The 12,765-nt window shown below is 40.6% G+C and carries 10 protein-coding genes; 8 read left to right on the top strand and 2 right to left on the bottom strand.

The window, feature by feature from the left end; all coding sequences use genetic code 11:
- The first annotated feature begins 12 nt into the window (after positions 1-12).
- The 7 genes from pheT (at position 13) to K1I61_RS04405 (ending at position 9,621) form a co-directional block, all read left to right on the top strand.
- Complete coding sequence (pheT, locus tag K1I61_RS04435) at positions 13-2,418, top strand: phenylalanine--tRNA ligase subunit beta (protein WP_223333535.1); 2,406 nt, start codon at positions 13-15, stop codon at positions 2,416-2,418.
- Between the two features lie 195 nt (positions 2,419-2,613).
- Positions 2,614-3,507 (top strand): ABC transporter ATP-binding protein, encoded by an 894-nt coding sequence (locus K1I61_RS04430; protein ID WP_223333534.1) that lies wholly within the window; start codon positions 2,614-2,616, stop codon positions 3,505-3,507.
- On the top strand, positions 3,504-4,703 hold the full coding sequence (locus K1I61_RS04425; protein WP_223333532.1) for an ABC transporter permease: 1,200 nt from the start codon (positions 3,504-3,506) through the stop codon (positions 4,701-4,703). Before K1I61_RS04430 ends, K1I61_RS04425 begins: the two co-directional genes overlap by 4 nt.
- Positions 4,704-4,879: 176 nt before the next feature.
- Positions 4,880-5,452: a DNA-directed RNA polymerase subunit delta gene (gene rpoE / locus K1I61_RS04420; protein WP_223333530.1), complete on the top strand. Its 573-nt coding sequence runs from the start codon at positions 4,880-4,882 to the stop codon at positions 5,450-5,452.
- 270 nt (positions 5,453-5,722) lie between these two features.
- The gene (locus K1I61_RS04415; protein ID WP_223333528.1) at positions 5,723-7,330 is read left to right on the top strand and encodes a CTP synthase; all 1,608 of its coding nucleotides are present in this window, start codon (positions 5,723-5,725) and stop codon (positions 7,328-7,330) included.
- A gap of 96 nt (positions 7,331-7,426) precedes the next feature.
- Positions 7,427-8,380 carry a class I SAM-dependent methyltransferase gene (locus tag K1I61_RS04410; protein ID WP_223333526.1) on the top strand — a complete coding sequence of 318 codons (954 nt, stop codon included), beginning with the start codon at positions 7,427-7,429 and terminating at the stop codon, positions 8,378-8,380.
- 50 nt (positions 8,381-8,430) lie between these two features.
- Entirely contained in the window at positions 8,431-9,621 is a 1,191-nt protein-coding gene (locus K1I61_RS04405; RefSeq protein WP_223333524.1) for an acetate kinase, read from the top strand.
- A gap of 58 nt (positions 9,622-9,679) precedes the next feature.
- Here the strand turns inward: K1I61_RS04405 and birA are convergent, their stop codons facing one another.
- Positions 9,680-10,615, bottom strand: a complete 936-nt coding sequence (gene birA, locus K1I61_RS04400) for a bifunctional biotin--[acetyl-CoA-carboxylase] ligase/biotin operon repressor BirA (protein WP_006151414.1) — start codon at positions 10,613-10,615, stop codon at positions 9,680-9,682.
- A gap of 212 nt (positions 10,616-10,827) precedes the next feature.
- On the opposite strand from birA, the gene K1I61_RS04395 reads away from it, so the two are divergent.
- A complete protein-coding gene (locus K1I61_RS04395) occupies positions 10,828-12,018 on the top strand; it encodes an O-antigen ligase family protein (RefSeq protein WP_004252136.1) in 1,191 nt (396 codons plus the stop codon).
- A gap of 42 nt (positions 12,019-12,060) precedes the next feature.
- Here K1I61_RS04395 and K1I61_RS04390 read toward each other — a convergent pair whose 3' ends face one another.
- Positions 12,061-12,609, bottom strand: coding sequence for an NADPH-dependent FMN reductase (locus K1I61_RS04390; RefSeq protein ID WP_223333522.1), 549 nt, complete (start codon positions 12,607-12,609; stop codon positions 12,061-12,063).
- Between the last annotated feature and the right edge of the window lie 156 nt (positions 12,610-12,765).

Raw genomic sequence — 12,765 nt, 5'->3', positions numbered from 1 at the left:
GAGAATTAAATTATGCTTGTATCTTATAAATGGTTAAAAGAATTGGTGGACATTGATGTTCCATCACAAGAGTTGGCTGAAAAAATGTCAACTACAGGGATCGAGGTAGAAGGTGTGGAATCACCTGCTGCTGGTCTCTCAAAAATTGTCGTTGGTGAGGTCTTGTCTTGCGAAGATGTGCCCGAAACTCACCTTCATGTTTGTCAGGTTAACGTTGGCGAAGAAGAAGCCCGTCAAATCGTCTGTGGAGCACCAAATGTGCGTGCAGGCATCAAAGTTATGGTGGCTCTTCCAGGTGCTCGCATTGCGGACAACTACAAGATTAAAAAAGGGAAAATCCGTGGCTTAGAGTCACTCGGGATGATCTGTTCACTTGGTGAATTAGGGATTTCTGACTCTGTTGTACCGAAAGAATTTGCAGATGGCATCCAAATCTTGCCAGATGATGCAGTTCCAGGTGAGGAAGTCTTCTCTTACTTAGACTTGGATGATGAAATCATCGAGCTTTCTATCACACCTAACCGTGCAGACGCTCTTTCTATGCGTGGGGTAGCTTACGAAGTAGCAGCTATCTATGACAAGGCAGTCAACTTCAAAGAATTTACCTTAACAGAAACTGACCAAGTTGCAGCGGATGCTCTTTCTGTCAGCATTGATACAGACAAGGCTCCTTACTATGCAGCTCGTATCTTGGACAATGTGACCATCGCACCAAGTCCACAATGGTTGCAAAACCTCCTCATGAACGAAGGCATTCGTCCCATTAATAATGTCGTCGACGTGACCAACTATATCTTGCTTTACTTTGGTCAGCCTATGCATGCCTTTGACTTAGATACCTTTGAAGGAAATGACATCCGTGTGCGTGAAGCACGTGCTGGTGAGAAATTAGTGACCTTGGATGGGGAAGAGCGTGAGTTGGAAACAACTGATTTAGTGATTACTGTTGCTGACAAACCAGTAGCCCTTGCAGGTGTCATGGGTGGACAAGCTACAGAAATCTCTGAAAAGTCTACTCGTGTCGTCCTTGAAGCTGCTGTCTTCAATGGCAAATCTATCCGTAAGACAAGTGGTCGTCTCAACCTACGCTCTGAATCATCTTCACGCTTTGAAAAAGGGATCAATGTGGCAACTGTTAATGAAGCCCTTGATGCAGCAGCAAGCATGATTGCGGAATTGGCTGGTGCGACAGTGCGTAAGGGAATCGTTTCAGCAGGCCAGTTGGATACATCTAATGTAGAAATTTCTTCTACTCTTGCAGACGTCAACCGTGTCCTTGGTACTGAACTTTCCTACGCGGATGTAGAGGATGTCTTCCGTCGTCTTGGATTTGGCCTTTCTGGAAATGCAGAAGCCTTCACAGTTAGCGTTCCACGTCGCCGTTGGGATATCACTATCGAAGCGGACCTCTTTGAAGAAATCGCCCGAATTTATGGTTATGACCGCTTGCCAACCAGTCTTCCAAAAGATGATGGGACAGCCGGTGAATTAACAGCTACACAAAAGCTTCGCCGTCAAGTTCGTACCATTGCAGAAGGTGCTGGATTGACAGAAATCATCACCTATGCACTGACAACTCCTGAAAAAGCGGTTGAGTTTACCATTCAACCAAGTCATTTGACAGAATTGATGTGGCCAATGACTGTGGACCGTTCGGTCCTTCGTCAAAATATGGTTTCAGGTATTTTAGATACAGTTGCCTACAACGTAGCGCGTAAGAATAAAAACTTGGCTCTTTATGAGATTGGAAAAGTCTTCGAGCAGACGGGTAATCCAAAAGAAGACTTGCCAAATGAAATCAACAGCTTTGCTTTTGCTTTGACTGGTTTAGTCGCTGAAAAAGACTTCCAAACAGCAGCTGTTCCTGTTGACTTCTTCTATGCTAAGGGAATCCTTGAAGCACTCTTTACTCGTTTGGGTCTTGAAGTGACTTATGCAGCAACGCAAGAGATTAAGAGTCTTCACCCAGGACGTACAGCTTTGATCTCACTCGGTGATCAAGTAGTCGGTTTCCTCGGTCAAGTGCACCCTGTGACGGCTAAGGCTTACGATATTCCAGAGACTTATGTAGCTGAGCTTAACCTTTCAGCTATTGAGGCAGCCCTTCAACCAGCAGCAGCCTTTGTGGAAATTACTAAATTCCCAGCAGTCAGCCGTGATATTGCCCTTCTCCTCAAGGCAGAAGTGACTCACCAAGAGGTGGTCGATGCCATTCAAGCTGCAGGCGTGAAACGTTTGACAGACATTAAACTCTTTGACGTCTTCTCCGGTGAAAAACTGGGTATCGGAATGAAGTCAATGGCTTATAGCTTGACCTTCCAAAATCCAGAAGATAGCTTGACAGATGAAGAAGTCGCACGCTACATGGAAAAAATCCAAGCTTCTCTCGAAGAAAAAGTCAATGCAGAAGTGCGTTAATAGTCTAAAATCCATCCTGAGGATGGATTTTTTTGTCTTTGTAAATGCCGAATATTGGAAAGAAAAATGAAGTTGAATCTTCTTCGTTTTAATATAAAAAATGCCCAGTAAATTCTACTAATAAAAATGTACATAAATCCTTGTAATGACTAAAAAAAGGAGTATAATGAGAGTAAGATTAGTAGGAGGTGGATTATGTTAGAAGTCCGCAATCTTGAAAAAAGTTTTGGTCCCAAACAAGTCTTGTTTGGCGTTGATTTTCAAGCTCAGCCTGGAAGAATTTTAGGTCTAGTTGGGAAAAATGGAGCAGGGAAAACAACCATTTTTCATAGTATTTTGAAATTTTTAGATTATCAGGGAGAAATTCAGTTTGATGGCCAGGAAATTCGTCAGGAAACCTATGCTCGGATTGGATATCTACCCGAAGAACGTAGTCTCATGCCTAAGTTGACAGTTTTAGAGCAGGTTCGTTACCTAGCCATGTTAAAAGGCATGGATGCCAAAGAAGTCAAAGAAAAACTCCCTCAATGGATGGAGAAGCTGGAAGTAAAGGGAAAATTGACAGACAAGATTAAGAGTCTCTCAAAAGGGAATCAACAGAAGATTCAGCTGATTATTACTTTAATGCATGAACCAGATCTGATCATTCTAGATGAACCTTTTAGTGGTCTGGATCCAGTCAATACCGAATTGCTCAAGCAGGTTATCCTCAAAGAAAAAGAACGTGGTGCAACCATTATCTTTTCAGACCACGTCATGACCAATGTCGAAGAGCTATGTGATGATATCCTTATGATTCGTGATGGGCGTGTCGTCTTGCATGGACCAGTCCAAGATGTTCGTAATCAATACGGCAAAACGCGACTCTTTGTTGCAAGTGAAAAGAGTCAGGAAGACTTGGAAAAACTTCCTCATGTCACACATGCTAGCTTAACCAAGCAGGGGATTTGGAAGCTCATCCTAGATGATGAAAATGCTGGACAGGAGCTTTTTGCTATCTTGACTCAAGGACACTATATCACGACCTTTGACCAGCAAGCTCCGACAATTGATGAAATCTTTAAACTAGAATCAGGGGTGGAAGTATGAGAAATATGTTGGTTGTAATCAAAGAAACTTATCTACGTCATGTCAAATCCTGGAGTTTCTTCTTTATGGTAATCTCGCCTTTTCTCTTTATCGGCTTGTCTGGCGGAATTGGCTATCTCCAAGGTTCCTCTCTGGCTCAGAATAATAAGGTGGCAGTAGTTAGTTCGGTGCCTGCTGTAACAGAGAGTCTTAAATCGACCAATGGCATTAATTTTGACTATAAGGATGAAGCAAGCGCACAAGAAGCTGTCAAGGATGAAAAAATCAAGGGCTATCTAACGATTGATCAAGAAGGTAGTGTCCTCAAGGCAGTCTATCACGGTGAAACTTCACTTGAAACTGGTATAAAATTAGCTGTGACAACTAAGTTGAATGAACTCCAATACCAACTCAATCGTTCAGAGGCACATTTATCTCAGGAACAGGAACAGCACTTGGCACAAACGATTCAATTCTCAGAGCAGATTGATGAATCTAAGGAAAGTAAAAAGATGGTCCAAACCTTTGCGGCGGCAGGACTAGGCTTCTTCCTCTATATGATCTTGATTACTTATGCTAGTGTCACTGCTCAAGAAGTAGCCAGTGAAAAAGGGACAAAAATTATGGAAGTGGTCTTTTCAAGTATTCGTGCTAGTCACTACTTTTACGCGCGCATGATTGCCTTACTTCTTGTCATTTTGACTCATATTGGTATTTATGTTGTAGGCGGACTTGGAGCTATCTTATTCTTTAAGGATATGCCTATCTTGGCTAATTCAGGTATTCTAAGTCATTTGGGAGAAGCCTTTTCGGTCAATACCTTGTTATTTGTCTTAGTCAGTCTTTTCATGTATGTAGTCTTGGCAGCCTTCTTAGGTTCTATGGTTTCTCGCCCTGAAGATGCAGGAAAGGCCTTATCTCCGTTGATGATTTTGATAATAGCTGGTTTTGTTGGCGTTACTGCCCTAGGCGCTGCAGGAGACAATTTGATTTTGAAAATCGGTTCTTATATTCCTTTCATCTCGACCTTCTTTATGCCTTTCAGAGCTATTAATGGTTATGCAAATAGCATCGAAGCTTGGATTTCTCTTGCGATCACAGTTGTATTTGCCGTGACTGCAACAGCCTTTATCGGACGTATGTATGCCAGCCTAGTCCTCCAAACAGATGATTTAGGTATCTGGAAAACCTTTAAACGAGCTTTAAGCTATAAATAAAGTAAGGGACCTGTGAGTGTATCTCCCAGGTCTTTTCATTCGCTGAAATATTTCACATTATTTCTTCTAAACCTTTGACTAATAAAGAAAATTATCGTACAATAAAGAGTACGTGATAAAATGAGACCAGAGTTTATATACTCTGGCGTTAGTAGTAAAAAAAGAGGAGAAACGCTTTGGAATTAGAAGTATTTGCTGGGCAAGAAAAAAGTGAACTATCTATGATTGAGGTGGCTCGTGCCATCTTGGAACAACGTGGTCGCGATCACGAAATGCATTTTAGCGATTTGGTCAATGAAATCCAAAACTATCTTGGTACCTCTAATAGTGATATTCGCGAAGCACTACCTTTGTTCTATACAGAGTTGAACTTTGATGGTAGCTTCATCTCTCTTGGAGATAACAAATGGGGCCTTCGTTCATGGTATGGAGTTGATGAAATTGACGAAGAAATCATTGCTCTTGAAGAAAGTGACGATGAAGAAGTAGCACCTAAGGCTAAGAAAAAACGTGTTAATGCCTTTATGGATGGAGATACGGATGCCATTGATTATGGTGCAGATGATCCAGAGGATGAGGATGCCTACGAAGAAGATCCAGCTCTTTCTTATGATGATGAAAATCCAGATGATGAAAAGAACGAAGTAGAAGCCTACGACGCTGAAATCAACGAAATCGCACCAGATGATCTTGGGGAAGATGTCGAACTCGTTGAAGAAGATGACGAAGATTCTGAGGAAGAAGAATAATACCAAACAACAAGGAAATTCCCTTGTTGTTTTTCTTTTCTGCAGTAGAACTATAAATCTAGTAAAGAATGACATTTGACAAATGAGCTAAATTGAGGTAAGATATTGTTCGGGCACCTCTTTTTGAGGTCGGGGCTTCCTAGTTACTAGGGAGCTATTTTTGTTTTTCCAGGGGAATTATCATCCTGGATTGTGGTTATCGGTGAAGGTCTTGTTTTCTTAGTCCCCCTCTAGTGAACAAGATCTTGAGCATTTTAGAAAGAGGAATCTATGTCTACGAAATATATTTTTGTAACTGGTGGTGTGGTGTCATCTATTGGGAAAGGTATCGTTGCAGCGAGCCTTGGGCGCCTTTTGAAAAATCGTGGTTTGAAGGTAACCATCCAAAAATTTGACCCTTATATCAATATTGATCCAGGAACCATGAGTCCTTACCAGCACGGGGAAGTCTTTGTAACAGATGATGGGGCTGAGACAGATTTGGACTTGGGTCACTATGAACGTTTTATTGATATCAATCTCAATAAATACTCAAATGTGACAACTGGTAAAATCTACAGCGAAGTTCTGCGTAAGGAACGTCGTGGGGAGTACCTCGGTGCAACTGTCCAAGTCATTCCTCATATTACAGATGCCTTGAAAGAAAAAATCAAGCGTGCCGCCCTAACGACTGACTCTGATGTTATTATTACAGAGGTTGGGGGAACAGTTGGAGATATTGAGTCCCTTCCATTCCTAGAGGCGCTTCGTCAGATGAAGTCTGATGTCGGAGCAGAAAATGTCATGTATATCCATACAACCTTGCTTCCTTACCTCAAGGCGGCTGGAGAAATGAAGACCAAGCCGACTCAACACTCTGTCAAAGAATTGCGTGGTTTGGGAATCCAGCCAAATATGTTAGTCATTCGTACAGAAAAACCAGCAGGACAAGGGATTAAAAACAAACTAGCCCAGTTCTGTGATGTGGCACCAGAAGCAGTTATCGAGTCCTTAGACGTAGATCATCTTTACCAAATTCCGCTTAATCTGCAAGCTCAAGGCATGGATCAAATCGTCTGTGACCATTTGAAGATTGATGCACCGGCAGCAGATATGACAGAGTGGTCAGCTATGGTTGATAAGGTTATGAATCTCAAAAAACAAGTCAAAATTGCTCTTGTTGGTAAGTATGTCGAGTTGCAAGATGCCTATATTTCTGTCGTAGAGGCCTTGAAACACTCTGGTTATGCCAATGATGCAGAAGTCAAGATTGATTGGGTCAATGCTAACGATGTGACAGCTGACAATGTGGTAGAACTTATATCTGACGCTGATGGAATTATCGTTCCAGGTGGTTTTGGTCAACGTGGGACAGAAGGTAAGATTCAAGCGATTCGCTATGCTCGAGAAAATGATGTACCAATGTTGGGAGTCTGCTTGGGAATGCAATTGACTTGTATAGAGTTTGCCCGTCATGTTTTGGGACTTGAAGGGGCTAATTCAGCAGAGCTTGATCCTGATACAAAATATCCAATCATCGATATCATGCGTGATCAGATTGATGTTGAGGACATGGGGGGAACCCTTCGTTTGGGACTTTATCCTTCTAAGTTGAAACGTGGTTCTAAGGCAGCGGCAGCTTATCATAACAAAGAAGTGGTCCAACGTCGCCACCGCCACCGTTATGAGTTTAACAATGCCTTCCGTGAACAGTTTGAAGGGGCAGGATTTGTCTTCTCAGGTGTTTCACCAGACAATCGCTTGGTCGAAATTGTTGAAATCCCAGAAAACAAATTCTTTGTGGCTTGTCAGTACCATCCAGAGCTTTCAAGTCGTCCAAATCGTCCAGAAGAACTTTACACTGCTTTTGTAACAGCAGCTGTTGAAAATAGTAAATAGTAGAATAAACCTTTGAGAGTCATCTCAGAGGTTTTTATTTGTTTTCAGTATTATGAAAATCTGGAAAATCGGCTCTGAATTTGGTAAGATAAGATTATGGATTTTGAAAAAATTGAACAAGCATATACCTATTTACTAGAAAATGTCCAAATCATTCAAAACGATTTGGCGACAAGTTTTTATGATGCCTTGATTGAACAAAATGGGATCTATCTAGATGGTCAAACCTCTCTGGAGCAAGTCAAAAAAAATAACCAGACCTTAAAACGTTTGGCACTTCGAAAAGAGGAGTGGTTACGGACTTATCAATTTTTGTTAATGAAGGCAGCTCAAACAGAACCTCTTCAAGCCAATCACCAGTTCACACCGGATGCGGTTGGTCACTTGATGATTTTTATCATTGAACAACTTTTCCCTGCTGAAAATGTGAGCTTATTGGAATTGGGTTCTGGGATGGGAATTCTGGGAGCTAACTTCTTAACGTCCATGAGCAAAAAGATAGATTACCTGGGAATAGAACTTGATGACCTCTTGATTGACATGGCGGCAAGCATGGCGGAAGTAATGGATCTTCAAATGGGCTTTGTCCAAGGAGATGCAGTACGTCCACAAGTATTAAAAGAAAGTGACATCATTGTGAGCGACCTGCCTGTCGGTTACTATCCAGATGATCAGACAGCCTCACGTTATCAAGTAGCGGCTAAGAATGAACATACTTATGCTCATCATTTGTTAATGGAACAATCACTCAAGTATCTCAGAACAGGAGGCTATGCGATTTTTCTGGCTCCAACAGATCTCCTGACAAGTCCTCAGAGTGAACTTTTGAAATCATGGCTGACTGACCAGGCTCAACTAGTGGCAATTATTGCCTTACCAGAGGATCTCTTCGCCCAAGGAGCTCAGTCTAAGAGCATTTTTGTCCTACAAAAGAAGACAGGAGAAGGAGTTGAACCATTTGTTTATCCACTTACCAGTCTTCGTGACCCTGAAATTTTGATGGAATTTAAGGAAAATTTTCAAAATTGGTGTCAAGGGCATGAAATTTAGTGCAAATTTTGATATAATAGTTGAAAACGCTTAAAAAGGGGAATAAATTTATGACAAAAACCATTGCAATTAACGCTGGAAGCTCTAGCTTGAAATGGCAACTATATCAAATGCCAGAAGAAAAGGTGCTTGCAAAAGGTTTAATTGAGCGAATCGGATTGAAGGATTCTGTTTCAACAGTTAAGTTTGATGGTCGTTCTGAAGAACAAGTTCTTGATATTGAAAACCATACCTTGGCTGTTAAGATTTTACTTGATGACTTGATTCGTTTTAATATTATTAAAACTTATGATGAAATTACTGGTGTCGGACACCGTGTTGTTGCAGGTGGAGAGTACTTCAAAGAGTCTACAGTTGTTGAAGGTGATGTCTTAGAAAAAATTGAAGAACTAGGACTTCTTGCTCCATTGCACAATCCTGCCAATGCAGCTGGGATTCGTGCCTTCAAAGAATTGTTGCCAGATATTACAAGTGTAGCAGTCTTTGATACATCATTCCACACAACAATGCCAGAAAAAGCATACCGTTATCCATTACCAACTAAGTACTATACAGAAAACAAGGTTCGTAAATATGGAGCACACGGTACAAGTCACCAATATGTTGCTCAAGAAGCAGCAAAACTTTTGGGACGTCCATTAGAAGAGTTGAAGTTGATCACTTGCCATATTGGTAACGGTGCTTCTATCACAGCTGTTAAAGGTGGTCAATCAATCGATACATCAATGGGATTCACTCCACTTGGTGGTGTTATGATGGGAACTCGTACAGGGGATATTGATCCAGCCATCATTCCTTATTTAATGCAATATACAGAGGACTTCAAGACTCCAGACGATATTAGTCGTATTCTAAACCGTGAATCTGGTCTTCAGGCAGTTTCAGGCTTATCAAGTGACATGCGTGATGTTCAGAATGGTGTGAACGAAGGCAATCACGATGCTATTCTTGCCTTTGAAATGTATGTTGACCGTATCCAAAAATACATTGGACAATACTTGGCAGTTCTAAACGGGGCAGATGCTATTATCTTTACTGCTGGTGTTGGTGAAAATGCAACTCTTGTGCGTGAGAAAGTTATTTCAGGTATCTCTTGGTTTGGTTGTGATCTAGACCCAGAGAAAAATGTCTTTGGAGTAACTGGAGACATTTCTACAGATGCTGCGACACTTCGTGTACTTGTCATCCCAACTGATGAAGAACTTGTGATTGCGCGTGATGTGGAGCGTTTGAAAAAATAAATGATAAGAAAATCGACCTTCTCGAAAGAGAGGTCGATTTTTATTTTACAAAAATAATTCACCATTTAGTGAGCGAAACTTCGCCACTATTGAGCCAAATTTTCTCACCAGTAGCTAATTGAATCTGTAGTTGACCCTGGTCAGAGATATCACAAGCTTTTCCTGAGATGATTTCTTGATCTTTCTTAAAGGAAATTTCTTTGCCTAAAACAATTGATTGTTTTTTATAGAGGTAAAGCAGCTCATCGGTCTCAGTTTCGTAGAAACATTTCCAGATTTCTGCAATCAGCTCGTTGCGAGTGATTGGGCTATTTTGAGAGAAGAGACTTCCAGCTTTCCCTTGTAGGTTTTTTGGAAAATCAGCGATAGAAAAGTTGATACCAACACCAATAATAACATCTGTGACAAGGCCGGTTTCGACAGAAGTGATGGCTTCGGTTAGAATACCGGCTATTTTTTTATGATTTAGGTATAAATCATTTACCCATTTGATATCTAAATCAATCAGACAAAGGTTTTTAACAGCCTTATAAATTGCGGCTGCAGTCAGGAGTGTATAAGCTGGTAGATCTAGATAAGAGAGATTGGGCTTGAGGTGGAGAGACATGTAAATCCCACCTTGTTCTGGAGAATAGTAGGGGCGTTGAAATCGACCACGTCCCATAGTTTGGCCTGTTGATAGGTAGAGTGTGTCTCCTTTGGCACCAGCTTCCATGGCCTCCTTAGCATCACTCTGGGTTGATTTGGTGATAGGTTTAAATTGAACTGAGATTGGGCTGTTGGCTTCTATTTCTTGAGGTAAGATTAGGTCACCGTGAAGAAGTTTGTAGCCACGGTTTTTGATGCTGTCAATTTCTAAACCTTCCTGCTGGAGGCGTTGGATAGCTTTCCAAACAGAGGTGCGAGAGAGGTTTAATATTTCAGCGATTTTCTCTCCGCTTAAATAATCTGTTTCATGAGCTAAGATTTTGTAAACTTCTTGGTAGGATTTCATACTAGGTCCTTTCTGGAACAACTAGATTTATTGTACCATATTTTTAAAAAAAGGATGCGCGCTTTGAGAGATATCTTAGCTCGCTATAAAATTTTACCTAGTTTTAGTCAGGATGACATGGACAAAGTGGTTTTCAAATCATTTGAAAAATGGTAAAATGTTTTAATAGTTTATTTATCTGAGCTTTATAGCGCAGAGAGAAAGGAACTGTTGTGAAATCAATAGGTATCATTGAAAAATTGAAAGGCTTATCCAAGCAAGAGCTAGTCTTACTAGCTGTTATTCTAAGTATTTTCTTGCCTTTTTATATTTTCGTTATTATTTTTATCGCCTACTTAATAGGTCTAATATTTACAGGAGAGATGAAGGGGATATTAAAACGATTATCCCACCATTCTATCTTACTTTTATTTATCGGCTATAGTGGTGTTATCTCTCTTTTAGCTCAAAATGTGATGGGGATGGTTTCCACTTTAGGAATGTTCCTCTTTGCAATTTTCTTTTATTATTACCAAGCCCATTTAACCCCTAAGTTTTTCAGATTAGTATTGCAATCGGTTATGTCGCTTAGTGTGCTAGCATCAGTTTTTGCAGCCTTAGAGCACTTTCAGATTGTAAAGAAATTTGATTATACTTTCTTATCACCTAAGATGCAAGTCTGGCATCAGAACCGTGCAGAGGTAGCCTTCTTTAATCCTAATTATTATGGGATTATCTGTTGCTTCTGTATTATGATTGGATTTTACCTAATTAGTACGACTAGATTGAGATGGTTGAGAATTTTCTCTCTCATTGCAATCTTTGCGAATTTGTTTGGCTTGAATTTCACCCAAAATAGAACAGCTTTTCCAGCTATTATCTTTGGTGCGATTATTTATCTTTTCACTACCATTAAGAACTGGCGTGCCTTCTGGCTCAGTATCGGAGTCTTTGGTGTTGGTTTAGCCTTTCTCTTCTCGAGTGATTTGGGAGTTCGAATGGGAACGCTCGATTCGTCTATGGAAGAACGAGTGTCGATCTGGAATGCAGGTATGACCTTATTCAAACAAAATCCCTTCTGGGGTGAGGGTCCCCTAACCTATATGCACTCTTATCCTCGTATTTTTGCTCCTTATCACGAACATGCTCATAGTATATACATTGATACGATATTGAGTTACGGTGTGGTTGGAACGGTATTGTTAGGAATAGCTTCTTCTGGTCCAATTCGAATGTTGATTGATATGAGTCAGGAGCCGAGCAAGCGTCCGATTGTTGGTCTTTATCTTTCATTCTTAACAGTAGTTGCTGTGCATGGAATTTTTGATTTGGCCCTCTTTTGGATTCAATCCTCCTTCATTTTCCTTTTAGTAATGTGTAGTTTACCATTAAAACATAGTATGATTGGAGAATTTGTTGAATAAACTAAAAGATAGTAGAAATGAGATTTTCTACTATCTTTTTTATTATTGAATAGCTCGAAGTAAATCTTCAGCTTGTTGTTTAAGAGAAGCAGCAACGCTATCTTCAAGGACTAGTTTACCATCTGCCCAGGCAGAATCATTAACACGAGCTGCGGTAAAATCACCAACAACCTGTGTACGGATAAATGGCAAGAGGTCTTTGTAAATCGCAAAGAGTTGATCGTGTCCTGCATTTGCTACAGATGAAACTGTAACAATCTTATCTTGAAGAGCAGATGCTCCACGAGTGTCAGATAAGTCAATGGCGCGTGAAAGCCAGTCAAGTAAGTTTTTCACAGTTCCTGGAATTGAGAAGTTGTAAACTGGAGAGAAGATCCAGATAGCATCAGCAGCTTGAACAGCTTCGCGAGCCGCTGCAACAGCTGGAAGTGTAGGAACTTCAAGGTCTTGGCTAAAGAGAGGAATGGCTGAGTAGTCAAGGTAACTTACCTCAGCTTTGCCAGCAAGTGCCTTTTCAGCTTCTAGTGCCATTTGGTGGTTGAATGAACCTTCACGAAGTGAACCAACGATAAATAATACTTTTTTAGACATAGGGAGTCTCCTTTAAATTTCAATCTTTTAATCAGAATCACTCTGTTGTTATAACATATGTTACAACACGATAAAATCATTTGCAAGGGATATGCTCAGAAAATAAAATCAATAGAATCTAAGTTTTTAATTAAAAATGAAGACTGTAGAAAAGTC

Origin of the sequence: Streptococcus infantis, assembly GCF_019929665.1 — a bacterium.
GTDB classification, from domain to species: Bacteria; Bacillota; Bacilli; order Lactobacillales; family Streptococcaceae; genus Streptococcus; species Streptococcus infantis_H.
The sequence above is the reverse complement of the archived record's forward strand: the minus strand, read 5'-3'. Positions and strand labels throughout refer to the sequence as shown.

Excerpts from the sequence above, each read along its gene's own strand:
- K1I61_RS04405 (WP_223333524.1), top strand. The coding sequence starts at position 8,431 with ATGACAAAAACCATTGCAATTAACGCTGGAAGCTCTAGCTTGAAATGG.
- K1I61_RS04415 (WP_223333528.1), top strand. The coding sequence starts at position 5,723 with ATGTCTACGAAATATATTTTTGTAACTGGTGGTGTGGTGTCATCTATT.
- birA (WP_006151414.1), bottom strand. The coding sequence starts at position 10,615 with ATGAAATCCTACCAAGAAGTTTACAAAATCTTAGCTCATGAAACAGAT.
- K1I61_RS04390 (WP_223333522.1), bottom strand. The coding sequence starts at position 12,609 with ATGTCTAAAAAAGTATTATTTATCGTTGGTTCACTTCGTGAAGGTTCA.
- K1I61_RS04425 (WP_223333532.1), top strand. The coding sequence starts at position 3,504 with ATGAGAAATATGTTGGTTGTAATCAAAGAAACTTATCTACGTCATGTC.
- pheT (WP_223333535.1), top strand. The coding sequence starts at position 13 with ATGCTTGTATCTTATAAATGGTTAAAAGAATTGGTGGACATTGATGTT.
- K1I61_RS04430 (WP_223333534.1), top strand. The coding sequence starts at position 2,614 with ATGTTAGAAGTCCGCAATCTTGAAAAAAGTTTTGGTCCCAAACAAGTC.
- K1I61_RS04410 (WP_223333526.1), top strand. The coding sequence starts at position 7,427 with ATGGATTTTGAAAAAATTGAACAAGCATATACCTATTTACTAGAAAAT.